Genomic DNA, 23,968 nt, shown 5'->3' with positions numbered 1-23,968 from the left:
ATTGTCATGGTCGACGACGACCGGAAGGCGAGTTCGCATGACTGCCGCGATGGAACGAACCGAGAACGTCATCAGCATGCGTGACCAGGGCACCGAGGAGGTTTCCGCACGTCTCATGGCGTCGGCCGCCCGCCTGTCCCGGAACGCGATGACCGAGATCGACTGGTCGAAGCCGATGGACCCGACCAAGTACGGGTGCAGCCCGGAGTGGTCGTCGCTGTACGGCACCGACTACTGGGACGAACTGACCGAGGAGCAGCGGATCTCGGTCACCCGCCACGAGTTCGCCTCGATCATGAACATCGGCATCTGGTTCGAGATGATCCTGCAGGAGATGGTCATCCGCGATCAGTACCTCGGTGACTACCACGGGTCCGAGTTCCAGTTCGCGCTCACCGAGGTCGCCGACGAGTGCCGGCACTCGCTGATGTTCGCGAAGGCGTCGGAGAAGATGGTCGGCACCTCCTACCGGCCCTCGAAGAAGGTCGCCCGCCTCGGCAAGATCTTCATGCAGACCGCGAAGAACGAGGTCGCCTACGCCGGGATTCTCGTCGCCGAAGAAGTTCTGGACGTCTTCCAACGCGGATGCATGCGTGACGACCGCGTGCTCGACTTCATCCGCACGGTCAACGAGATCCACGTCCTCGAGGAATCGCGCCACATGAAGTTCGCGCGTGAAGAGGTGCGTGAGTCGCTGGAAGGCGTGAGCTGGGCACGACGCCAGTTCAGCGCTCTGGCGGTGTCCATCGGCGCGTACTACATCGTCACGAGTCTGGTGCAGCGCAAGGCATTTGCCGATGCAGGCCTCGACGCCGACCGTGCCGTCCGCGAGATGCGGCACAACTCGCACTTCCATTCGATGATCCGCTCGAGCTGCGTCCACCTCATGGAGTTCCTCGACGAGGTCGGACTGCTCACCAAGCCCGCCATGCGGTACTACCGGAAAGCGCACATGCTCTGATGTTCGTCATCACCCAATCATGTTGCAGCGACGCGGCGTGCGTGTCCGTGTGCCCGGTCAACTGCATCCACCCCACCCCTGAGGAACGCGGCTTCGGCAGCTCGGACATCCTGCACATCGATCCGGAGGCCTGCATCGACTGCGGTGCCTGCGCCGATGCATGCCCCGTCGACGCGATCTATCCCGCGGACAAGCTCGGCACGCGCGACAAGGTGTTCATCGACATCAACGCCGATTACTACAAGCGCAACCCCGACGTCCGGTCCGGCTGGGTCGCACCGACCGACGACGAGTCGGCGGGCGTCATCTACCCGGACATCCCGAAATTGCCTGCCGGCCTGCGTGTTGCGCTGGTCGGGACCGGGCCGTCGGGCGGATACACGCTGCGAACACTACTCGACCGGACCGAGGCAACCGTCACCGTCATCGACAAGCTGCCGACGCCGGGCGGACTGGTTCGTGCTGGTGTGGCGCCCGATCATCCCGGCACCAAGGGTGTGCTCCGCGGCTTCGACCTGCTCTACCGCGACCCCCGCGTCACCATGCTGACCAACGTGTCGGTCGGCGACGGTCCGGACGAGATCACCCCGGCCGAACTCGCCGAGCATTTCGACGCCGTGTTCTACGCCGTGGGCGCCAGCGAGTCACGGCGCCTGGGTATTCCGGGCGAGGACCTGCCGGGTTCGACGTCGGCCACCGACCTGGTTGCCTGGTACAACGGCGTGCCCGGTGTCGAGGCGGGGCCGCCGCTACGTCGGGGAACCGCCGACGATCCGGCGACGGGTCGCGCGGTCGTCGTCGGCACGGGCAACGTCGCGCTCGACGTCGCACGCATCCTCGTGTCGCCGCCGGAGTTGTTGGCCACCACCGACATCGCCGACCGTGCCCTCGAGATCCTCCGCGAACAGAACGTCCACGAAGTGGTCCTGTTGGGTCGTCGCGATCAGGCGTCGGCTGCCTACACGGCAGCGGAATACCGTGCGCTGGCGGAGATCCCGGGCGTCGAGGTCGAGGTGTTCGACGGGTCTGATGGGCAGGTGCCGTCGCTGAACGCACCCGCCGACCCGTCGCGGCGTCGAATCGTGTTCCTGTTCCACAGCACCCCGGAAGAGATCGTCGGCGATCCGCAGGTGCAGGCAGTGACCGTCCGGACCGGCGAGGGCCGGCACCACGTCGCCGCCGACCTCGTCGTGCGTTCCATCGGATACCGCTCGACCCCGATCCCCGGGCTGGCCTTCGACGACGAGCGCGGCATCTTCCGCAACGTCGACGGCAGGCTCGTCGATGAGTCGGGTGAGATCGTGCCCGGCGGTTATGTGCTGGGTTGGGCCAAACGCGGACCGAGCGGCGGGATCGGCGCGAACAAGAAGTGCGCCACCGAAACCGTTGAGGACTTCATCGCCGACGCCGCGTCGGGCCGTCTGCGGCGTACCCAGCGCGACCAGGGTGAGTTCACCGCCCTGGTGCGCAAGCGGGTGCGGACCGTCATCGGCTATCGCGGCATGCGCGCCATCGACCGGCGCGAACGCCGGCGCGGCCTCGAACAGGGCCGTCCCCGCGTGAAGTTCACCCAGGTCGCCGAGATGGTCGGTGCCGCGGGGTGGCGAAAGGCCTGAGCGCCATTCCCTCGTCGTGCCACCATCGGGACACACGATCCATCCTCGGAGGAGGCGCGATGACGTACGAGGGTATGAACCAGAAGTGGCGCGAGCGTTCGCTGTTCGCCGTGTTCGTGACCGCACTGGTCACACAGAACGCGATCGCGATCCCGTACGTCGCGCGCAACGGGCCGGAGTCGGTGAAGGACTTCTTCGTCGGCGACATCATGAAGACGACGCCGGGCCGTTTCGCGATGGTCGACCTGCTGTTCGTGGTGATCGCCTTCCATCTGTGGGCGTTCGGCGAGGCCAAACGGCTGCGGATCATGCCGTGGTGGTTCGCGTCGGTGGTCCTCACGTTCGGGGTGGGCATCGCGACGGCCATTCCGTTCTTCTTCCTGGCCCGGGAACGCGCGATGCGGCACTGAATCGGACATCGTCGCTGCTCTCGGGGTTGCGGAGCGGCCGTGAGAACCAGACAACGCTGCCGTAACACCGGGGCAAGTCGCATTTCACGCGGCGCGCGGATAGTGGCGGCATGTCGAGTACTCCGCACTTCCTGCAGGGTGTCTTTCCGTTCGCGGGATCAGGCCTGGCCAAGTCCGGGCCCATCGACCCGGCGTTGACGTTCGTGGTGCCGTCGGGAATGACGGCCCAGCCGTTGTACTTTCGCGGCGGCAACAGCTCCGACGAGCTGATCGTCGTGACGTTGATGCGCGACGGGCAACCGATGCGCATGTTCCCGATGGGGGCGCGGTCGTCGGTCAACGTGCCGCTGCGGGTGGTCGAGGACGTCGACCCCGACGCGACCCTCGAACTCGTGATCGCGGCCCCCGAGGGCACGAGCGGTGAGGTCGTGGTCGACTTCGGGATGGTCGTCTTCTGATGGCGGACACCCAGCAGCAACGACGACGCCTGGTGGTCGTCGGGAACGGTATGGCCGGGGCACGCACGGTCGAGGAGATCCTCACGCGCGGCGGCGGCGATCTGTTCGACATCACGATGATCGGCGACGAACCGTACGGCAATTACAACCGCATCATGCTCAGCCACGTCCTGGCCGGTGAGGCCACCGTCGACGACGACGATCTGATGCTCAACCCGATGGCCTGGTACCGCGAGCACGGTGTCACCCTCTACGCCGGCGACCGCGCCGAATCCATCGACCGTTTCGCCAAGACGGTGACGTGCGCGTCGGGACGGGCCATCGACTTCGACGTCCTCATCATCGCGACCGGTTCCCACACGTTCTTCCCGAACATGGATGGTCTCCGCGAACCCGACGGCAAGCTCGCCCGGGGTGTGTTCGGTTTTCGGACCATCGAGGACACCAACGGGATGCTGCAGATGGCGACCTCGCGCGACCATATGCGAGCCGTCGTGATCGGCGGTGGCCTGCTCGGACTCGAAGCCGCGTACGGACTGCAGACGCAGGGCGTGGCCGTCGACGTCGTGCATTCACCCGGGCATCTGATGAACCAGCAGCTCGACGAGCGCGGTGGTCGCGTGTTGCGCAACAAGATCGAGTCTCTCGGCGTCGGCGTGCACACCGGCAAACGCACGACGTCGGTACTGCGCAACGACGACGGGACGGTCGCGGGCGTCGGCTTCACCGACGGGGATTCGCTGCCGGCCGACATGATCGTGGTCACCGCCGGTATCCGGCCGAACGTCGAGATCGCGCGCGGGGCCGGGCTGGTCGTCGAACGCGGGATCGTCGTCGACGATCAGATGCGTTGCGAGGACGAGGCGTTCATCTACGCGGTGGGGGAGTGCGCCCAGCACCGTAGTGAGGTGTACGGACTCGTCGCGCCGCTGTGGGAGCAGGCCGTCGTGCTGGCCGATGTGCTGACCGGCGCGAATCCCCAAGCCGAGTACCACGGTTCGCGGTTGACCACGAAGCTCAAGGTCGCCGGGGTCGACGTCGCGGCGATGGGCGTCAAGGGCCCGGAGCGCGACGACGACGAGTTCGTCCAGTTCTACGAGCCGCGCAGCGGTGTCTACAAGAGCGTGGTGGTCCGCGACAACAAGCTGATCGGCGCGATGCTGCTCGGTGACATTTCCAAGGCCAACTTCCTCACCCAGGCCTTCGACGAGAAGGTGCCGCTGCCCGACGAACGCATCTCGATGCTGTTCGACATGGGTACGCCGAGCGCGGAGACCGGTGCGGCCGAACTCGCCGACGACGTCCAGGTCTGCAATTGCAACGGGGTCACCAAGGGCGACATCGTGAGTTGCGTGGCGTCGGGCTGCACGAGCGTCGGCGAGGTGTGCGCGAAGACCCGGGCGGGCAAGGGATGTGGGTCGTGCAAGGGGCTCGTCGCCGACATCGTCGAGTATGCGGCCGGCGACGCCCTGACCGCCGACGCCTCGGCAGACTGGTATGTCCCCGCGATACCGCTCACCAAACCCGAACTCATCGACGCGATCCGCCGGCAGAACCTGCGGTCGGTCAGCGAGGTCTTCGAGAAGCTGGCCCCAGAAGGGGAGGACGCGACCGCGAAGATGCCGCTGGCCTCGCTGTTGCGGATCATCTGGGGATCGGACTGGAAGCGTGAGCCCGGTGCGTTGTTCGTCAACGACCGTGTGCACGCTAACATCCAGCGCGACGGCACGTTCTCGGTGGTGCCGCAGATGAAGGGCGGGGTGACCTCACCGGAGCAGTTGCGCAAGATCGCCGACGTCGCGGAGAAGTACTCGATCCCGATGATCAAGGCGACCGGCGGCCAGCGACTCGACCTCCTCGGCGTCAAGAAGGAAGACCTTCCCAAGGTGTGGGAGGACCTCGGCATGCCGTCGGGGTATGCCTACGGCAAGTCCTTCCGCACCGTGAAGACCTGCGTCGGAACCGATTACTGCCGTTTCGGTCTCGGCGACTCGACGCAGCTCGGCATCGACATAGAGACCCGTTACCAGGGTTTGGAGTCGCCGGCGAAACTCAAACTCGCCGTGACCGGTTGCCCGCGCAACTGTGCCGAGGCGCTGTGCAAGGATTTCGGTGTGGTCGCGATCGGCGACGGCAAGTGGGAGATCTACGTCGGCGGTGCCGCCGGAGCGCACATCCGCAAGGGCGATCTGCTCGCGACCGTGGATTCGCCCGACGAGGTGATCCGGCTGTGCGGCATCTTCATCCAGTACTACCGCGAACAGGGCAAATGGCTCGAGCGGACGTACGCGTTCGTACCGCGCGTCGGGATCGAGGAACTGCGCGCAATCATCGTCGACGACCGTGACGGTCTGGTCGCGGGGTTGCAGGAGCGCATCGACGAGGCGGTCGCCGCCTACGTCGACCCCTGGCTCGACCGCGCTGAACCGAAGTCGCCGGCGCAGTTCACTCCTGCTCTGCCCTTGCTCCCGTTGCCGCAGGTGCCGGTGCGATGACCAGCATCGCCGAACCCGGAGTTGTCATCGGGGCCGTCGCCGACCTCGCGCTGGGCGAGAGCCGCGCCTACGCCGTCGACGGCAGGCAGATCGCCGTGTTTCGCATGACCGACGGCACGTTGCGTGCCACGGGAGCCGTCTGCCCGCATCGGGGAGGGCCGTTGGCCGACGGTCAGTTCGACGCCTCCAAGATCGTCTGCCCGCTCCACCAGTACGCCTTCGACTTCGCCGACGGCGCGTGCACGTCGGAGGGCATCGGGTCGGTGACGGTGTACCGCGTCGAGGCACGCGGCGGCGATATCGTCGTCTGGCTCTGAGTTTTTGGCGGCTTGGGCGGAGCGTGGGCGATGAGCCGACCTTGCTCCCTGATCCGAAAGAGCGTGACGCACCCAGGTCCGATGCCTGAGGTGCGAGGAGCGCAAGCCGCCGGGCTGAGTAGCGACGGAGGAGCGTATCGAAGTCGACGAGCCACGAAGGCCTGGTGAGACACCGTCGCTCACCTGACTACCGGTCGACGTCAACCCGACCGGCAGACTTCGATCGACGTCTGCCGGTCGAGTTGAGGTTCGGCAGTCGGGATCCGGGCGCTTCTCAGGGAGCGGACCCTTTCGACCCTCACGACGGCCGGTTCACCGGCCGCGGGTACTTCAGGTGCGAGGAGCGCAAGCGACGAGCCGGCCTTGCTCCCTGAGGTGTGAGGAGCGTTAGCGACGAGCCACGAAGGGGTGGCGACCTCGACTCCGCGACGTCACCCCAGGATAAGGTGGCACCACCAGAGGCGCGACGTTTCTGCACACCCGGTCGCTTCGCCAGCACCTTCAGATGGTCGATCTCGCCGTCGATCAGCGCCCTTTTCTTCGCGCGGGACCAGCCGTGAATCCGTCGCTCGATTCGGTAGGCGTCGGCGAGATCGAGTTCCGCGGACCAGGCCAGGCGAAAAGGTCGTCGTTGCGACGTGTACCCGGTCTGCGTGATGTTGTGTTCGCGGAGTCGCTTCGCGAGATCGCGGGTGCTGCCCACGTAGTACGAGCCGTCGGAGCACTCGAGGAGATAGACCCAAGCCATAGGGCGATCATGCGGTACCGCACTGTTCCGATCGGCACGCTAACCGGACGCTGTGGATGGTTGTCGCGACGGTGATGTCGCTGTGCATCTTTGGTTGCGAGCCCTTCGTGGCTCGTCGCTTCGCTCCTCGCACCTCAGGGAGCGAGGGGTCTGTCGCTTACGTTCCTCGCACCTCAGGGAGCGAGGGAAATGCGTGCTTTCAACCCACTGCGAGCGTTGGCTGCTGACGACGTCGTCTCGCCAGCCCTTCGTGGCTCGTCGCTTCGCTCCTCGCACCTCAGGGAGCAGAGGGGTCTGTCGCTTCGCTCCTCGCGCCTCAGGGAGCGAGGGGTCTGTTGGCGATGGTCTCAGTAGACGTCCCGCACGTACCGCTTGTCGGCGGCGAGTGCCTTGACGTAGGCCTCGGCGCTCGCGGGGGAGCGACGACCGTACTGCGCGACAATGCCTTTCAGTGTCGCGTCGACGTCCTTGGCCATCCGGGTCGCGTCGCCGCAGACGTAGACGTGGGCGCCGTCGTGCAGCCACTGGTACAGCTCTTCGCCGTGTTCGACCATGCGGTCCTGGACGTAGATCTTGCGGTCCTGGTCGCGGGAGAAGGCGACGTCGAGGCGGGTCAGGAGCCCGTCACCGAGCATCGTCGTCAGCTCGTCGCGATAGTAGAAGTCGGTGGCCGAATACTGTTCGCCGAAGAACAGCCAGTTCTTGCCGTTGTGGCCCAACGCTTCCCGTTCGCGGAGGAAACCGCGGAACGGGGCGATGCCGGTGCCGGGGCCGATCATGATCATCGGGGTGTCGGGATCGGCGGGCGGGCGGAAGTGCGTGGTCGAGGTGACGAAGACCCCGACCTCGGTGTCCTCGGCGTGGTCTGCGAGGAAGGTCGAGCACACGCCGCCGCGCTGGACGCCGCATCGGTTGTAGCGCACCGCGTTCACGGTCAGCTGCACCTCGTCGGGGCTCTCCAGCGGGCTCGATGAGATCGAATACGACCGCGGGGCCAGCGGTTTGAGGACCTGGAGCCATTCGTCGACGTCGGCGTGGATCGGGTGTTCGGCGAGGACATCCACCGATTGCCGACCCCAGGACCAGTCGTTGAACGCAGACTTGTTGCCCGCCGTCACCAGGGATTTCAGGTCGTCGGAACCCGAACGCTCACCGACGAATCGGACCAGATCGGGAGTGACTCGGGCGAACTCGAGTCGTTCGCGCAGTGCCTGGTGCAAGGGCATCTCGTCGCCCCCCACCGTCACCGAGTGTCCGCCGTCGAGGCCGGACCGGTCGAGGAACTCCTCGATCAGGGTCGGATTGTTGAGCGGCCACACGCCGAGCGCGTCGCCCGCCTGATAGGTCAACGTGTGCGCGGGCAGCCGGAACCCGAAGTTGCGCACATCCTTCTGCGACCCCTCGGTGTTCAACTTCACGTTGCGCACGAGCGAGGTGACGAGCGGCTTCTTCCGCGAGTAGGCCGGCGCGGTCCGCACCGACGGGGCAGCCGCGGAGTCCGCGGGTTCGCTGACAACGGTGACCCGATCGTCGGTCACGCCCGAGACCGGCGCTCGGTTGCCGATGCTGATCGCCCGGATCACGTCGTTGAGCCAACCGCCGGCCGTCTCCTCGAAGTCGGGTTCGCAGTCGACGCGGTCGACGATCCGCCGACCGCCGAGCTCCCCGATCCGTTCGTCGAGTTTGCGTCCGTGGCCGCAGAAGTCGTCGTAGTTCGAGTCGCCGAGGGCGAGCACCGCATAGTCGACGCCGGAGAGGTCCGGTGCCTCGGCACCGTTCAGGGCATCCCAGAACGCCGAACCGTTGTCCGGCGGATCGCCGTCGCCGGTGGTGGACGTGACGAACAGTGCGGTACCCCGCAGGTCGCCGACCTCGACCTCGTCCATCGACTTCGCGTCGACCCGAAGACCGTTCGCCTTCATCCGCTCGGCGGTCTCGGTGGCCAGCTCCTCGGCGTTGCCCGTCTGCGACGCCCACAGCACGGTGATGGTGCTGGTCGAGTCATTCGTATCCGATGGAGACACCGACGGCGTTGCGGCATCGGTGCGCGAGAACATGCCGGCCAGCAGACCTGACGCCCACAGTCGGACGTTGGCTCGCAGCGGCGCGTCGGCAGGCACCGTCGGAACACCTGACGGTCCAGCGGAAACGCCCGCGGCCAGGCCGGCGAGGTACATCTGTTCCGCCGGCGACAACTCCGGAACGGGGACCTCCGAAACGCCCAGTGCGGCAGCCAACCCGGTCGATCCATCGACCGGTGGGCTCGCCGACGTCGACCCGGGGACCTTGGTCAGCGTCACGGCACACACCTTCAGCTCGGGCTGCTGCGAGAGCGGGTCCACCGCGTCCGACGTCACGGCGTTGATGGAGAGGTGCTCGCCGAAGACGTCGTTCCAGTGGAAGGGCACGAAGCAGTTGCCGGGGCGTACCCGGTCGGAGATCCTGGCGGGCAACACCGCTCGCCCGCGACGCGAGGCCACCTCGACCTTGTCCTTCGTCCCGATGCCCAACCGCTCGGCATCCTCGGGATGGAGTTCGACGAACGGCTCGGGATTGAGTTTGTTCAGCTTGGCGACCCGGCCGGTCTTGGTCATCGTGTGCCACTGGTGGGGTAACCGGCCGGTGTTGAGCAGGAACGGATAGTCGTCATCCGGCAGCTCATCGGCGTCGAGGTGGGGCCGCGCGAAGAACTGGGCGCGGCGCGTGGGTGTGGGGAACGCCAGCCGAGGCACGGTTCCGTCCTCGAGGCGGTGCAACGTCTGACTCCGGCCGTCGTTCAGGTACCGGATCGGGTTACGAGCACCGTCGGCGAGAAGGTCGGCCCCGTCGGACGACGGCGGGCACGGCCACTGCATCGGGGTTCGGCGCAGTCCGTCGTACGTGATGCCCCGCAGGTCGTAGCCGGTGTTCGGATTGGCGAACTGCTTGATCTCGTCGAAGATCTCCTCGGCACTCGAATAGGCGAACGCGTCCGCGTACCCCATCTCGGATGCGATGCGCGCGATGATCTCCCAATCCGGGATCGCCTGTCCGGGGGCACCGAGGGCGGGCTCGAACAGGGTGAGGTTGCGTTCCGAATTCACCATGATGCCGGTCGATTCCGACCACAGCGCGGCCGGTAGCACGACGTCGGCGTACTGGTTGGTCTCCGTCTCGGCGAAGGCGTCCTGGGTGATGACGAGATCGGCGCGTTCGAGCCCCTCGATGACAGTCTTGCGATTGCCCACCGAGGCAACGGGATTGGTGCAGATGATCCAGCAGGCCTTGATGTCGCCGTCGGCCATCTTGCGGAACATGTCGATGGTGCCGCCGCCGACGTCGGTGCGCAGCGTGCCGGGCGGGATACCCCACGCGGTCTCCACGAACGTGCGGTCCGCCTCGGACAGCACTGACCGCTGACCCGGCAATCCCGGTCCCATGTAACCCATCTCGCGGCCGCCCATCGCATTCGGCTGACCGGTCAGGGAGAACGGCCCGCTGCCGAGGCGGCAGATCGCACCCGTGGCGAGGTGCAGGTTCACGAGTGCGTTGGTGTTCCAGGTACCGTGCGTCGACTGGTTGAGACCCATTGTCCAGCAGCTCATCCAGTTGCCGGCCTCGCCGATCATCGTCGCGGCGGCGCGCAGGTCGTCGGCGGCGATGCCGGTGATGGATTCGACGACCTCCGGCGGATACTGTGCCGCGAACTCCGGCATCTGCTCGAAACCGTCGGTGAACGACGCGACGAACTCGTCGTCGGTGTGCCCGCCGGTGATCAGCAGGTGCAGCAGACCGTTCAGAAAGGCGAGGTCGGTGCCGGACTCGATCTGCAGGAACAGGTCGGCCTTGTCTGCGGTCGCGGTGCGTCGCGGGTCGACGACGATCAGCTTGGCGCCCGCCTTGACCCGGTCCATCATCCGCAGGAAGAGGATGGGGTGGCAGTCGGCCATGTTCGATCCGATGACCAGGAAGACGTCGGCGTGGTCGAAGTCCTGGTACGACCCCGGCGGACCGTCGGAACCCAGCGACAGCTTGTATCCGGTGCCGGCGCTGGCCATGCACAACCGCGAGTTCGACTCGATCTGGTTGGTGCCGATGAAACCCTTGGCCAATTTGTTCGACAGGTACTGCGCCTCGAGGGACATCTGGCCGGAGACGTACAGCGCCACGGCATCGGGGCCGTGTTCGTCGACGATGACCCGCAGCCTTCGCGCGGTTTCGGTGATGACGGTGTCGAGGTCGCTGCGGTGCAGCCGACCGCCCCGGTCGTCACGGACGAGGGGGGCGTCGAGCCGGCCGCCGGAGGTGAGCATGTCGGCGGTGGTCGACCCCTTGGTGCACAGCCGTCCGAAATTCGTGGGGTGATCGGCGCGCCCGACGGTCTTGGTGAGGCCGCCGGACTCGTCGAGCCGCATCTCCATGCCACAGCCGACGCCGCAGTAGGCGCACAGCGACATCACCGACCGCGACATGGCCGATGGGGACATGACGGGGTGCGTGGTGGGGGAGGCGGTCACGTTCTCCAGCGTCGAAGTCGGATGTTTCGCAACCCGAAGGCCGGCGTTACGCGGCTATCAACTTGATCTCACAGTCGATTGCCGGTGGTGTGAAGGGAGAGAAAACAGCAGGTCGCAAGCAATTCCGAGACCGGATGGTTCCGTTTGCGGCGTTGCTCAGGCGGATCTCAGCCGAGGTGGATAAGACTGTATGCCATGCGCATCCTCGTGGTAGACGACGACCGGGCGGTCCGGGAGTCGTTGCGACGGTCGCTCACCTTCAACGGATACAGCGTCGAGACCGCGGGCGACGGCATCGAGGCACTCGAGAAGATCCTCGCCGATCGTCCCGACGTCGTCATCCTCGACGTGATGATGCCGCGCCTCGACGGTCTCGAGGTGTGCCGCCGACTCCGTTCCGCCGGTGACGACCTGCCGATCCTGGTCCTGACCGCCCGTGACTCCGTCTCCGAGCGGGTCTCGGGACTCGACGCCGGCGCCGACGACTACCTGCCCAAGCCGTTCGCGCTCGAAGAGTTGCTGGCACGGCTGCGGGCGCTGTTGCGGCGGGCCGCACCCGACGACGACGCGGACTCGGAGACGCTCACCTTCGCCGACCTCTCCCTCGATCCGGTGACGCGCGACGTCACCCGTGGCGAGCGGTCGATCAGCCTCACCCGTACCGAGTTCGCGCTGCTCGAGATGCTGATGGCCAATCCGCGCCGCGTGCTGTCCCGCAGCCGCATCCTCGAAGAGGTGTGGGGATACGACTTCCCGACCTCGGGCAACGCCCTCGAGGTCTACGTCGGTTACCTGCGTCGGAAGACCGAGGCCGACGGGGAGTCGCGACTCATCCACACCGTGCGCGGCGTCGGATACGTGCTCCGGGAGACCCCACCCTAGTGGCGTCGTTCTCGCGCTTGCGCGGTCAGCTCACGCGCGTCCTCACCGGCGGCTCCGGAGCTTCCGGGGAGAAGGAGATGCGGGCGCCGATGCCGCTGACGCGGGCGGTGTCCCTGCGTTCACGCGTCACCATCTTGTCGGCGACGGTCGTGCTGGTGTCGGTCAGTCTGATGGCCGCAGCTGCCTACTTCGTCGTGTACCGGGCGATGTACAACGAGGTCGACCAGCAGTTGGAGAGTCGTGCCGACGGCATGGCCGCCCTTGCGCGTGCGGGTGTTCTCCGCAGCCAGCCCGAGCAGCTGGTCGCGGGAACCGTGTTCTCCACCAACATCTCGGTCGCCTTGGTGACCCCGAGTGGCCAGACATATCTCATCGGGCAGGTCCCGTTCGAGGACCCTGAACGTGAGATCATCCGCGCGCCACTGGTTCCCGGAACCAATCCGCAGAGTTTGCGCACCACCCGCAACCAACGGGTGCTGACGCGCAAACTCGACGACGGCAACACCCTCGTCCTGGCGCAGAGTCTGATCCAGACCGACCGCGTGCTCAAACGCCTGGCCTGGGTGCTGCTCGTGGTCGGTTGCGGCGGAGTGGCTTTGGCGGCTCTGGCCGGTACGACGGTCGGACGGGCGGGGCTGAGACCGGTGGCCCGGCTCAACCGGGCCGTCGAACGGGTCGCGCGAACGAACGACCTGACCCCCATCCCGGTGACCGGCAACGACGAATTGGCCAACCTCACCGCGAGTTTCAACGCGATGCTCAGGGCGCTCGCCGAATCCCGGGACCGGCAGGCGCGGCTCGTCGCCGACGCCGGGCACGAACTGCGAACCCCGTTGACCTCCTTGCGTACCAACCTCGAACTGCTGATCGCGGCGAGCCGGCCGGGCGCACCGGCCGTGCCCGAACAGGACATGGTCGACCTGCGTGCCGACGTGATGGCCCAGATCGAGGAATTGTCGACGTTGGTGGGCGATCTCGTCGACCTGGCCCGGGAGGACGCCCCCGAGGTGGTCTACGAGGAGGTCGACCTCGCCGAGATCGTCGAGCAGGCCCTCGAGCGTGTTCGACGCCGCCGCAACGACGTCGAGTTCGAACTCGACGTGGCGCCCTGGTACATCTTCGGCGAACAGCACGGACTGTCCCGCGCGGTGCTGAATGTGCTGGACAACGCGGCGAAGTGGAGTCCGCCGGGCACCTCGGTGGCCGTCGCGCTGACACAGACGGGGATGTCCACCGCGCAGCTGACCGTCGCCGACTCCGGCCCCGGAATCCCCGAGGAGGACCGCGGTCTCGTCTTCGAACGCTTCTATCGTTCGACGCAGTCGCGGTCGATGCCGGGTTCCGGTCTCGGACTCGCGATCGTGCGGCAGGTCGTCGAACGTCACGGCGGGACGGTCGTCGCCGACACGTCGCCGCGTGGCGGTGCACTCATCCGGATGACTTTGCCGGGTCGGGCAACTCCCGCGGAACCATCTCCGCAAGTGATTCGTCAGTAAGGGTGAAGCGCCGTACATCGGCGGGTCACTGACGGCCGTCGGCCACATCGCCGACAGCTGTGTGGTTACCCGATGTGACCTGCTGATCGATCCCCTAGGGTTGACCGAAGGCGCTGCACGGAAACGAAGCGTGCCGGCACGGTGCCGGTCAGACGACGAGGAAGAGACGCAGATGACGACTGGCGGTTCGCAAGGTGGCGGTCCGTACGGAGGTGGCCGGCCGGGGCAACACGAGGCGGGCCAGCAGGCCCACCAGGGCCCGGCCTCGGGAGCGTTCCCCGCGCAGGGCGGCCAGCCCGGTTACGGCGGCAACAACGCACCCACGTCGGTGTACGGCAACCCGGGAACCAGCCCTCTTCCGTCGCAGGGCCCCTATGGCGGTCCCGGCGCGGGCGCCTACTCGCAGCCCGGTCCGGCCGCGTTCGGACCGCAGTCGGGTGCGCGGCCCGCGTTCGGCGGCCCCGGCGGCGAACTGCCGCCGCAGAGCCCGAAGAAGGGTGGCGGCGGACGTCTGGCCGCACTCGGCGCGGGCGCCCTGGTGGTGGCTCTGGTCGCCGGCGGTGCGGGTGGCGCGATCGGCTACACGCTGGCCGACGGTTCCGACGGGTCGTCGATCAGCACGAGCAGTGGTCCCCTCGGCGGCGACCCCAACGCGAACGGCAACAACAAGCCCGTCGAGGCCCCGGCCGGTTCGGTCCAGGAGGTGGCCTCCCGGGTGCTCCCGTCGGTCGTCTCCATCGAGGTCGCCTCGGCCGGCGCCATGGGCTCGGGATCGGGTGTCGTCCTCAGCGAAGACGGCGTCATCATGACCAACAACCACGTCGTGAGCGCCGGCGGCAACGGCCCCGCCGCCAAGGTCGCGGTCAACTTCTCCGACGGTTCGCGCGCATCGGCTCGAGTGCTGGGCGCCGACCCGATCTCCGACATCGCCGTCATCAAGGTCGACCGGAACGATCTGACCCCGGTCACGGTCGGCAACTCGAACAACCTGGCGGTCGGGCAGGACGTCATCGCCATCGGCTCGCCCCTCGGACTCGCCGGAACGGTCACCACGGGCATCATCAGCGCCCTCAACCGACCGGTCCTGACCTCCCGTGATCCCGGCACCAACACCACCTCGGTGATCGACGCCATCCAGACCGACGCCGCGATCAACCCCGGTAACTCGGGCGGTGCGTTGGTGAACGCCAGGGGAGCGCTGATCGGCATCAACACCGCCATCGCCACCCTCGGTGGAGGCGAGCAACAGGCCGGTGGCAGCATCGGACTCGGGTTCGCGATTCCCATCGACCAGGCGATCCGCGTGGCCAAGGAGCTCGAGTCCACGGGCAAGGCCAGGCACGCCAACATCGGTGTCTCCGTTCGCCCGAGTGGTGACTCCGACGCGCCCGGCGCCGTCGTCACCGATGTGACGCCGGGCGGACCTGCGGCGGGCGCGGGTATCCCGAGGAACGCGGTCATCACCAAGGTCGACGACCGTCCGATCGCGTCGGGAGACGCGCTGGTGGCGGCCATCCGGTCACATGCACCGGGGGACACGGTCACGGTGACCTACACCGACGGCGGGAACAGCAAGACCGCACAGGTCAAGCTGGGCACACTCGAGGTGAAGTGACACGCGGCGCCACCGCCGCGACCAAGCACAACCACACAGCCCCGCACGACCGTCCATCGGACGGTCCGAGACGAGAGAGAAAGGGCCTGCCATGTCTGACGCCGGATCCACCGTTCCCGGAAGCACCGCCATCTCCGGCGACACCGTCGAGGAAGGGCAGTCACTGGACGTCCGTCTCGCAGGTGATCCGGGTCAGGTCGATCCGGCCGATGTGGTCGCCGCCGACGCCGCGGCGCGCGAGTTCGTCGCGCGCCACGAGCAGGCCGCGCACCGCCCGCAGGGCGAGGAGATCGGCCGGGCACTGGTCGTCGTCGTCGACGACGAGGCCGCGCACGGTGAAGACCAGCGCCTGCTCGGGCCGCTCGTCGGCGAACTGCTCGCCGAGGCGGGATTCCACGTCGACGCCGCCGTCGTCGTATCCGGCGACGAGGTGGAGATTAGGAACGCTCTGAACACCGCGGTGATCGGTGGCGTCGACCTGGTGGTGTCGGTGGGCGGTGTGGGCGTCGGCGCCCGCGACGTGACCCCGGAGGCCACCGAGCCGCTGCTCGACCGCCGGCTGCGCGGCATCGAGGAAGCGATCCGTAGCTCCGGGCTCGCCGCCGGGGCGACCGACGGTGGACTTTCGCGCGGGCTGGCCGGAATCTCCGGGCAGACCCTGGTCGTCAATCTGGCCAATTCCCGCGCCGCGGTGCGCGACGGAATGGCGACGGCCGCCCCGCTCGCGAAGTACGTGATCGAGTCGATCAGCGAGTTCTGAGAACCTGCCGCTTCGCCGACGGGAAACGAGAGCAGCGCTGGACATCTCGGCGCCGACAAGGACGATCGACCGACTGGAAATAGGACGTTCATCTTCGATGACGGGTGACCGAGGCGACGCCGGAAAACCTTCGATGAGCAGCAGCGATGACGCCGCTGCTCGTCGTGCTGCCCGGCGCGCGAAGCTCGATTCCGTATTCGGGGACGACCTGCCGGAGATCACCAAGGATGAGTGTGGCGAAGATCACAAAGGCCACTCTCAGGATTGGTTCGAGGCCCAGCGACCGCCTCATTACGAGTGAGATGCGAGAACCCGCACATGGCCACATCAGGGTGTTTATCTGTCGTTAACTTTGCTCCGGCGATAGATCGCGTATTCGGCATTTGTGATGCTGCGAGTCTCCTTTGTGACACGGCTGAGTCCAGCTGTTGCCCGTTCTGAGACCGCTCCGATAACGTTCGCGACGACAACGCTCGGCGCCCCAGTGTCGGGGGCTGAGGGGAGTCCTGCGATCTGTCGCGACTGACAACGCAGCAGTGACCAGGAATTCGATGGATTCTTAACGTCCGCTGAGACATGCGTTAAAGCATGCTTAGTGGTTACTGTGTGGAAGCCCATCGACGTCGAGGGTCATGACTTGCGGGTGTGAATACATTCCGCGGGGTAACAGCCGAATCCTGTGAGAGGGAACGAATGAGCAAGTTCAGCAAGCTTGGGCTGCGCCGCGCCGCGGGCGCCGTCGCGATCGCCTCGGCCGCGGTCGTGGGCCTGGCCGGCATGGGCGCCGGTGATGCGGCAGCAGGAAAGCTGGCCAACGGGTACAAGAAGGCCTCGGGCATCGACGGCGAGTCGATCCAGACGTGGCGCACCGGTGAGTTCGCACTCCCGGCCCCGTCGGTCGCCAACAACGGTGCGGGCCGCTCCGCAGTCGTTTCCGGTGTGTACCAGGCCAAGGCCAGCAAGGGTGTCTCCGGCAACCTCGCCGTCAAGCTGCTCGTCGGCTGCCAGGTCGACATCACCGGACTTTCGGGTGGATTCGGTGCCGGCATCGACATCATCGGCGGCCTCGCGAACGCAACCGGCGCCATCAGCATCCCGCTGTCCCCGGGCCAGGTCGCAATCGTCGACATCACCGACAAGGACCTCGCCGACAACGGTCAGGCCGCGATCCAGCTGTCGCAGTTCGAGGTCTCGATCCAGCAGTGCGGTGGCTTCGCCTCGGCGCGCACCATCACCAAGGTGATCGGCGCCAAGGGCTACAGCACCGACGACGGCAAGGTCAGCGGTGAAGGCTCCCTCATCCAGTCGACCCTGTACGGCCAGCCCTTCAGCCTCAACTGACTCTGGCGCAGATAACTAGCACTTCCTGACTTATCTGCCCAGCGCAGATTGATATTCCACGAAGGGGAATCATGAAGAAGAACATCACGCGTGGCGTGGTTGCGGCTGCCGGTCTCACCGGCGCCGTCGCGATGGGGCTGACCAGCTTGGCTGCTGGTGGCGCCACCGCAGGTCCGCTGCCGGGCGGCACCGTCACCCGGACCCTGGTCGACGGCACCCCCGTCACCGTCCAGCTCTTCGACGAGTACGTCAACGTCCAGCGCGCCGTCACCAACGTCCAGACCAGCCGTGAGGTCTGGGTCTCGGGCAAGGTCAAGGTGACCGTCGGCGGCAAGGCCGAGGGCGGCTCGGTCAACGCCGGCTACCTGGTCGGCTGCCAGGTCAACTTCGGCGCCAGCGCCGAGGGCGGCGCCGGCGTCACTGCCGATTCGGCCGGTGGTGCGCTGAGTTCCGCCGAGGTGGGCGCAGGCTTCACTCTCGGACCGGGCCAGGCCAGCTACTTCCCGATCATCGAGACCACCTCGGGCACTGACACCGCGTACAGCGACTACAAGGTCAACTCGTACTCGTTCAAGGGCAAGTCCGGCGGCGTCGTCTACAGCCAGGAGAAGTTCGGCATGGACGGCTGCGCGGGCTACGCCTCGGCGAAGGCCAAGATCAAGGTGACCGTCAGCACCGACGCCGTGAAGGGTGTCATCACTCTGTACGGCAAGCCGTTCAGCATCGGCTGATCGTCTAGCTGACACTCAGCATCACCACCGCGGGGTGGGAATCCGACTCGGATTCCCACCCCGCGGTGTTTTGTGTGGGCCGTCCTCCGCTGTCCGGCGGCTGCCGATGTTCTGTGAGGGTCCTGTGATCGGCCCTCGCGCAAGGGGTTTCCCAAGTAACGCGCGCTAGCCTCGGGCTCGGCGGTGAGGATGCCGTCGCTGGGAGAGGCGTTGATGGAACAACCGGACTCGTTGTCACTGGGCGCGGCCACGCGGCGCTTCGGTCCGTTGCTGTCGGGGCTGAGGTGGCGACTCGTCGTCGCGATTCTCTGCTACTTGGTCCACGTCGCGACGACAGTGGTGACCGTCGCCGTGTTCGCGCACATCGTCGACGACGTCCTCGTCACCGGCGACCTCTCGGCCCTGCTCGAGCCGATGATCGTCTGGATCGCCGCGTCGCTCATCGGTGCGGCGGCCTCGTACGGGGGAGCGGTGCTGACCGGTGGGGTCACCGAGAAACTCCTCCTCCGGCTGCGCGACCGCTTGTATCTGCACACGCAACGACTCGCGCCGCATGCGCGCCACCGGTTCGGCACGGGAGATCTCGTGTCCCGCAACACCTCCGACGTGGAAGCGGTCGACAGTCTGCTGTCCTCCGGAGTGGTCACCGCCGCCGTCACCGTGGTGAGCCTGATCGTCTACGCCGTTGCGGCATTCGTGACGCAGTGGCAACTCGCGCTGACCGCTGCGATCCTCGCGCCCGTATTGTGGCTCATCGCCCGACGATTCGGCGTCATCGTCAAACGAGCGTCACGCAGAGAACGATCAGCGGCCGGTCGGATCAGTTCCCTGGTCGCCGAGGGCGTCGCCAATGCGCCCGCCATCCAGGCCGCCGGTCAGCTCGATCGAGACCGGCGCAGGGTGGGGCGGCAGAGTCGACTATGGCGCGATGCCCGGATGTCGGAGATCCGTGCCGACGCGGCATTCTCCGAGGCCGTCACCGTCGTCGAGGTGCTGTGCATGATCGCGGTGGTCGTCCTCGGGGCCTGGCAGATATCGGCCGGCACAGCAGAACTGGGCACGCTGATCGCGCTGACCGGTTATCTCGGCTACCTGTATCCGCAGATCCAGACACTGGGCGGACTCGTCGTCGACGTCACGGCGGCCACTGCAAGCGCCGAGCGGGTCGCCCAGGTGCTCGACGCGCCGGTCGGGGTCGCGGAGACGCTCGACGGCGATGACGTGCAGCCGGGAGTCGTCGCCCCGGCGGTCAGCCTCACCCTGGATGGCGTGTCGTTCGCGTACCCGGAGGCGGACTCGACGGTGCTCGACGACGTGCACCTGAACATCGACGCCGGCGACCTCGTGGCCATCACCGGACCCAGCGGGGCCGGCAAGAGCACGTTGACCTACCTGCTGCTGCGCTTCTACGACCCCGATTCGGGAGTGATCCTCCTCAACGGCAACGACATCCGGACCATGGACGCCCAGACACTACGTGCGCACATGGCGGTATTACACCAGCGTCCCGCTCTGATGAGCGGTTCGATCGCCGAGAACATCGCGTTCGGGCGCACGGATGTCACGCGTGAACAGATCGTCGCCGCCGCGGACCTGGCGGGCGCGTCGTCGTTCATCCTGAGCCTCCCCGGCGGGTTCGACGCCGCGGTCGTCGAACGCGGGGACAACCTCTCCGGCGGACAGCAACAGCGAATCGCGTTGGCCCGAGCGTTCTTACGGGACGCACCCCTGCTGATCCTCGACGAGCCGACCACCGGACTCGACGCCGAAACCGTCGACGAGGTGCTGGAACCGCTCGCGCGGTTGGCGTCGTCCCGCACGACGGTGATGATCACCCACGATCCTCGGGTCCTGGCGATCGCGGACCGGCGGATCGAGTTGCGCGACGGACGATTTCACACCATGGCCCCGGCCGCCTGAGCCGGCCTGCCGACAGGTCCGCCTGAGCCAGGCTTCGCCGACAGCGCTACCTGGGCAACGACACGAGCCCCTGCCGCGTGAGGCGGCAGGGGCTCGTCGTCGATGTGTCAGCTACCGAAGAACCAGGGGAGCTTCTGGGGACGGGCCTTGGGGCGCGGCGGCTGCTTGCGCTGCTGCGGACCCGGCCGACCGTTGCGCTGCTGCGGCTTGCGGTTCTGGGGCTTGTTCGGCATTCGTCCATCCTTGTGTCGAGTTCCGCACCGGGTGTCATCCCGGGCGGGCCGCAACCTCTCTGTGCGACGAATCCCAAAGTAGGAGCGCAATCTTGGGATACGGATGGTGCGCGCTGTCAGCCTCCTGGGAGTCGACGGACCCGACAAAATGGTTTCGGCCCCCGCCGATGTGGCGAGGGCCGAAACCGTGATCGAGATACTCAGCGAGAGTGGCGTCCGGGAGCGTCCGGACCGTCACCCGGGAACTGCTCGCCCGGGTACTGCTCGCCCGGGTACTGCTCGCCCGGGTACTGCTCGCCCGGGTACTGGGAGCCGGGGGGAGGGTAGTTGCCCGGGGGCGGGTAGTTACCGGGCGGCGGGTAGTTGCCCGGAGCCGGCTGCGGTGTCGGGTACGGCTGGCCTCCCGGGCCGCCGGGCTGGCCCTGCGGGGAGCCGTACAGCGGCGACGCCTGCGGTCCCGACTGCGAGGGGCCCTGATGCGACGAGCCCTGCTGGGACGGCTGGCCCGACTGTGGGGGAGCCGAGATGCGCTGCGTGGTACCGGCACCCGACGGCGACTCGTACGGCGCGAGCGGACCCGACTGGGGTGCGTATGCCTCGCCGGCCGGCGCAGCCGGCTCGGACAGGTGTGGCGGGAGATCGCTCTCCGCCTCGGCCTTGGCCTTCGATGTCCCCTCGGGGTCGAGCAGATCGCGGATCTCGGTTAGCAGCGCGACCTCGGTGACCTCGGCCTTCTTGCCGAAGCCGCCCAGCTCTGCGAGCTTGTTGTACGGCAGGATGATGATGAAGTACACGACCGCCGCGATGATCAGGAAGTTGATGACCGCGGTGATCACGCTGCCGATGTCGACGAATGTCGAGCTGTTGTCGGTGATCTGGAAGCCGAGTCCCTGAGCGGCATCCGAGCCGACCGGGATCGCGTTGATGATCGGCTGGACGATGCCGTCGGTGAACGCGGTCACGATCGCGGTGAAGGCCGCACCGACGATGACTGCGGTAGCCAGTTCGACGACATTGCCCTTGAGTATGAAGTCCTTGAATCCCTTGAGCACGGTGTGCGGCCTCTCCTTGGTCTTCCGCTCTTGTTTCGGTGATTCGGTCTCAGTCGGTGCAAATCCGACATTTGCTGTGCGAACTCGTACTACCCTATCCACGATCGTGAACGATCCGATCCATTTGCCTTGAATCGTCCGGAGTGTCGTGGCTGAGGGCTGCCGTTATGTCCGATTCGGCATTCCTTCGGTGCATTCCTCACGTGCAGGACTTCTGTGTAGGACTTCAGTGCAGGACCACCGCCAGCGAGGAGTCCAAGCCGGCAGCCGCTACTCGATGCGCCGCAGCGACATCCATCGCGAGAAGAACCGGTGCCACCGTGCTGCGACCGGCGGAGATCCCGGTCGGCGAGTTCTGGCCCGTGTGCATTGCCACGACGGCGCGTCGAGCGAGGACGTCTGCGGAGTCGGTCAGAACGTCGACCACATCGCCGGGCCGAAGCAGTGACGTGACCGCCTCGTCGGACAACCGGACCGGTACGAGCCGCGCGTCGTCGACCCCGGTCAGGTCGGCCGGCAGTCGCGAGGACAACAGCCTGGTGTCGGTCAGCATCTCGCCGGTTCGTACCCGGCCGGTGACGGTCCGCCCGGTTGCGAGCGCGGTGTCGGAGATGGCTCCCGTGGGGACCGTGCTTCCCGCGACGAGCCGAGTTGTCAGATCACCCGCGGCAACCACCTGCCCCGGTAGCAGATCGTGAGCCGCGACGAGCACTTCGAACTCGCCGTTCGCCCGGGTCCCGGCCAGGGCGATCACCGCGGCCGCGACGAGCAGGGCAGCCGCGACGATGCGCCGGACCGCCATCGTGCGCGTCCACCCGGGTCGGACTGCGGAGGCGAGCCGGTCGCGGAGACGTGGGCCGAGTCGGTCGAGCGGCATCGACATCCGAGTGAGGGGCATGGGTGGACTGTAGGGCGCTGACCACTCCGAACGCCGATTCGAGGTCGCGCTGTGGACCGTCTGGCGATCGGGTGTGCCCTGTCCACAGTCCGCCGCCGTGAGGGTCCTCGGATAGGGTTACCGAGGAACGAATCGTGGTGTGCCGGGAAGTCTGGTCGGCCGTTGCCCGGTCCCGGGTGGCGTGATGTGGGCATGTGTGCCCTGCGAACAGAGGAGCGTCATGACGGACCTGCCACCAACCGATCAGCCGACTGATCAGTCACCGACGAGCCACGCCGAATCGCACGCCGCAGGACGGCGCGACCGGATCAGGCAGTGGGCCGCACTTGACACCACCAGCGGTGTGCTCTTGCTCATCGCGGCAGCCATCGCCGTCGTCTGGGCCAATTCGCCCTGGCGAGAGAGCTATTCGTCGCTGCTGCACACCGAGGTCGGCCCCGACTTCATGCATCTGGATCTGTCGCTGGCGCACTGGGCGTCGGACGGACTGCTGGCGATCTTCTTCTTCGTCGTCGGTGTGGAACTCAAACATGAGTTCGTGGCCGGGAGCCTCCGCGACCTCAAGCTCGCCGGGGTGCCGATCGCAGCAGCAGTGGGCGGCATGGTCACCCCTGCACTCTTCTACGTGGTCGTGGTCGCACTCGGCGATCCCGAAGGTCTCCGCGGTTGGGCGATCCCGACCGCCACCGACATCGCCTTCGCGCTCGCCGTCCTTGCGATTTTCGGTCGCGGTCTCCCGATGCCGTTGCGGACGTTCCTGCTCACGCTGGCCGTCGTCGACGATCTGCTCGGCATCGTCGTGATCGCGACCTTCTATACCGACGAGATCGACTTCGTCATGCTCGGCGGCGCACTCGTCATGGTCGCGCTCTTCGCCGTCCTGGTGCGCGGGTCGTGGCGGCTCTGGCCGCTGTTCATCCCGGTCGGCGTCGTCGCCTGGGCCCTGATGCACGCATCAGGCGTGCACGCCACCGTCGCAGGCGTCCTGCTCGGATTCGTCGTGCCCGCCGTCGCGATCCGCGGGGAGGAGATGCCGCGCACGGAACGGCTCGACGAGGCGGTGCGCCCGTACTCGGCGGCGATCGCGCTCCCGGTCTTCGCGTTCGCTGCCGCCGGCGTCACCGTGATCGGCGGCGAGGGATCGATCGTGCAGCCCGTGTCGATCGGTATCGTCCTCGGACTCGTCGTCGGCAAGCTCGTCGGCGTTCTCGGATCGACCTGGCTGATGACGAGGTTCACGCCGCTGCGGCTTCCCGATGCCATCGGTATCCGGGACCTGTTGCCGATCGGCATGCTCACCGGCGTCGGATTCACTGTGGCCCTCCTCATCGCCGAGCTCAGCTTCGAGGGCGGTTCCGACGACCACGCCGCAGCCGCGAAGGCGGCCATCCTCGCCGGTTCGGTCATCTCGGCGGCACTTGCCGCGATGCTGTTGCGCTGGGATGCCCGTCAAGCGCGTGACGCCGACATGAACCGCGATGACATCCCGGACATGAACCGGGATGTCATCGGCGGCTGACGTCGGGGCCTGCTCCGCGA

At 67.0% G+C, this 23,968-nt stretch carries 20 protein-coding genes; 15 read left to right on the top strand and 5 right to left on the bottom strand.

The window, feature by feature from the left end; genetic code table 11:
* The first annotated feature begins 37 nt into the window (after window positions 1-37).
* The 6 genes from M1L58_RS10410 to M1L58_RS10385 all read left to right on the top strand — a co-directional run bounded on the left by M1L58_RS10410 (window position 38) and on the right by M1L58_RS10385 (window position 6,257).
* Window positions 38-961, top strand: coding sequence for an AurF N-oxygenase family protein (locus M1L58_RS10410; RefSeq protein WP_154883103.1), 924 nt, complete (start codon window positions 38-40; stop codon window positions 959-961).
* Window positions 961-2,577, top strand: a complete 1,617-nt coding sequence (locus tag M1L58_RS10405) for a 4Fe-4S binding protein (RefSeq protein ID WP_248658840.1) — start codon at window positions 961-963, stop codon at window positions 2,575-2,577. The genes M1L58_RS10410 and M1L58_RS10405 overlap by 1 nt, the downstream gene beginning before the upstream one ends.
* Before the next feature lie 59 nt (window positions 2,578-2,636).
* Window positions 2,637-2,987: a DUF2834 domain-containing protein gene (locus M1L58_RS10400; protein WP_248658839.1), complete on the top strand. Its 351-nt coding sequence runs from the start codon at window positions 2,637-2,639 to the stop codon at window positions 2,985-2,987.
* Window positions 2,988-3,097: 110 nt separating this feature from the next.
* Window positions 3,098-3,445 (top strand): hypothetical protein, encoded by a 348-nt coding sequence (locus tag M1L58_RS10395; RefSeq protein ID WP_006867751.1) that lies wholly within the window; start codon window positions 3,098-3,100, stop codon window positions 3,443-3,445.
* Window positions 3,445-5,940, top strand: coding sequence for a nitrite reductase large subunit NirB (gene nirB / locus M1L58_RS10390; protein WP_248658838.1), 2,496 nt, complete (start codon window positions 3,445-3,447; stop codon window positions 5,938-5,940). The genes M1L58_RS10395 and nirB overlap by 1 nt, the downstream gene beginning before the upstream one ends.
* The gene (locus M1L58_RS10385; protein WP_154883100.1) at window positions 5,937-6,257 is read left to right on the top strand and encodes a Rieske (2Fe-2S) protein; all 321 of its coding nucleotides are present in this window, start codon (window positions 5,937-5,939) and stop codon (window positions 6,255-6,257) included. Before nirB ends, M1L58_RS10385 begins: the two co-directional genes overlap by 4 nt.
* A 298-nt stretch (window positions 6,258-6,555) precedes the next feature.
* On the opposite strand, the gene M1L58_RS23500 is transcribed toward M1L58_RS10385, so the two are convergent.
* Window positions 6,556-7,005 carry a GIY-YIG nuclease family protein gene (locus M1L58_RS23500; RefSeq protein WP_308221805.1) on the bottom strand — a complete coding sequence of 150 codons (450 nt, stop codon included), beginning with the start codon at window positions 7,003-7,005 and terminating at the stop codon, window positions 6,556-6,558.
* 347 nt (window positions 7,006-7,352) lie between these two features.
* A complete protein-coding gene (locus M1L58_RS10375) occupies window positions 7,353-11,441 on the bottom strand; it encodes a bifunctional nitrate reductase/sulfite reductase flavoprotein subunit alpha (RefSeq protein WP_248658914.1) in 4,089 nt (1,362 codons plus the stop codon).
* Window positions 11,442-11,696: 255 nt separating this feature from the next.
* On the opposite strand from M1L58_RS10375, the gene M1L58_RS10370 reads away from it, so the two are divergent.
* From M1L58_RS10370 to M1L58_RS10335, 8 genes are all read left to right on the top strand, one after another.
* Window positions 11,697-12,383: a response regulator transcription factor gene (locus tag M1L58_RS10370; RefSeq protein ID WP_006867746.1), complete on the top strand. Its 687-nt coding sequence runs from the start codon at window positions 11,697-11,699 to the stop codon at window positions 12,381-12,383.
* On the top strand, window positions 12,383-13,879 hold the full coding sequence (locus M1L58_RS10365) for a HAMP domain-containing sensor histidine kinase (RefSeq protein ID WP_006867745.1): 1,497 nt from the start codon (window positions 12,383-12,385) through the stop codon (window positions 13,877-13,879). Before M1L58_RS10370 ends, M1L58_RS10365 begins: the two co-directional genes overlap by 1 nt.
* Before the next feature lie 172 nt (window positions 13,880-14,051).
* Complete coding sequence (locus M1L58_RS10360) at window positions 14,052-15,494, top strand: S1C family serine protease (RefSeq protein WP_154883097.1); 1,443 nt, start codon at window positions 14,052-14,054, stop codon at window positions 15,492-15,494.
* 91 nt (window positions 15,495-15,585) lie between these two features.
* Complete coding sequence (locus tag M1L58_RS10355; protein ID WP_006867743.1) at window positions 15,586-16,254, top strand: MogA/MoaB family molybdenum cofactor biosynthesis protein; 669 nt, start codon at window positions 15,586-15,588, stop codon at window positions 16,252-16,254.
* 133 nt (window positions 16,255-16,387) lie between these two features.
* Window positions 16,388-16,555 (top strand): hypothetical protein, encoded by a 168-nt coding sequence (locus tag M1L58_RS10350; protein ID WP_174310941.1) that lies wholly within the window; start codon window positions 16,388-16,390, stop codon window positions 16,553-16,555.
* A 392-nt stretch (window positions 16,556-16,947) separates the two neighbouring features.
* Window positions 16,948-17,595 (top strand): MspA family porin, encoded by a 648-nt coding sequence (locus M1L58_RS10345; protein WP_248658837.1) that lies wholly within the window; start codon window positions 16,948-16,950, stop codon window positions 17,593-17,595.
* Between the two features lie 71 nt (window positions 17,596-17,666).
* Entirely contained in the window at window positions 17,667-18,326 is a 660-nt protein-coding gene (locus tag M1L58_RS10340) for an MspA family porin (RefSeq protein ID WP_248658836.1), read from the top strand.
* Window positions 18,327-18,515: 189 nt separating this feature from the next.
* Window positions 18,516-20,246, top strand: coding sequence for an ABC transporter ATP-binding protein (locus M1L58_RS10335; protein ID WP_248658835.1), 1,731 nt, complete (start codon window positions 18,516-18,518; stop codon window positions 20,244-20,246).
* Window positions 20,247-20,353: 107 nt separating this feature from the next.
* Here the strand turns inward: M1L58_RS10335 and M1L58_RS23330 are convergent, their stop codons facing one another.
* The 3 genes from M1L58_RS23330 to M1L58_RS10325 form a co-directional block, all read right to left on the bottom strand.
* The gene (locus M1L58_RS23330) at window positions 20,354-20,479 is read right to left on the bottom strand and encodes a hypothetical protein (RefSeq protein WP_260681754.1); all 126 of its coding nucleotides are present in this window, start codon (window positions 20,477-20,479) and stop codon (window positions 20,354-20,356) included.
* A 200-nt stretch (window positions 20,480-20,679) separates the two neighbouring features.
* On the bottom strand, window positions 20,680-21,531 hold the full coding sequence (gene mscL / locus M1L58_RS10330) for a large conductance mechanosensitive channel protein MscL (RefSeq protein ID WP_248658834.1): 852 nt from the start codon (window positions 21,529-21,531) through the stop codon (window positions 20,680-20,682).
* Window positions 21,532-21,757: 226 nt separating this feature from the next.
* Window positions 21,758-22,408 (bottom strand): SAF domain-containing protein, encoded by a 651-nt coding sequence (locus M1L58_RS10325; protein ID WP_248658913.1) that lies wholly within the window; start codon window positions 22,406-22,408, stop codon window positions 21,758-21,760.
* Window positions 22,409-22,649: 241 nt separating this feature from the next.
* On the opposite strand from M1L58_RS10325, the gene nhaA reads away from it, so the two are divergent.
* A complete protein-coding gene (gene nhaA / locus M1L58_RS10320; RefSeq protein WP_006867737.1) occupies window positions 22,650-23,948 on the top strand; it encodes a Na+/H+ antiporter NhaA in 1,299 nt (432 codons plus the stop codon).
* Window positions 23,949-23,968 lie beyond the last annotated feature (20 nt).

Source organism: Gordonia sp. C13 (assembly GCF_023218005.1).
GTDB classification, from domain to species: Bacteria; Actinomycetota; Actinomycetes; order Mycobacteriales; family Mycobacteriaceae; genus Gordonia; species Gordonia namibiensis.
The sequence above is the reverse complement of the archived record's forward strand: the minus strand, read 5'-3'. Positions and strand labels throughout refer to the sequence as shown.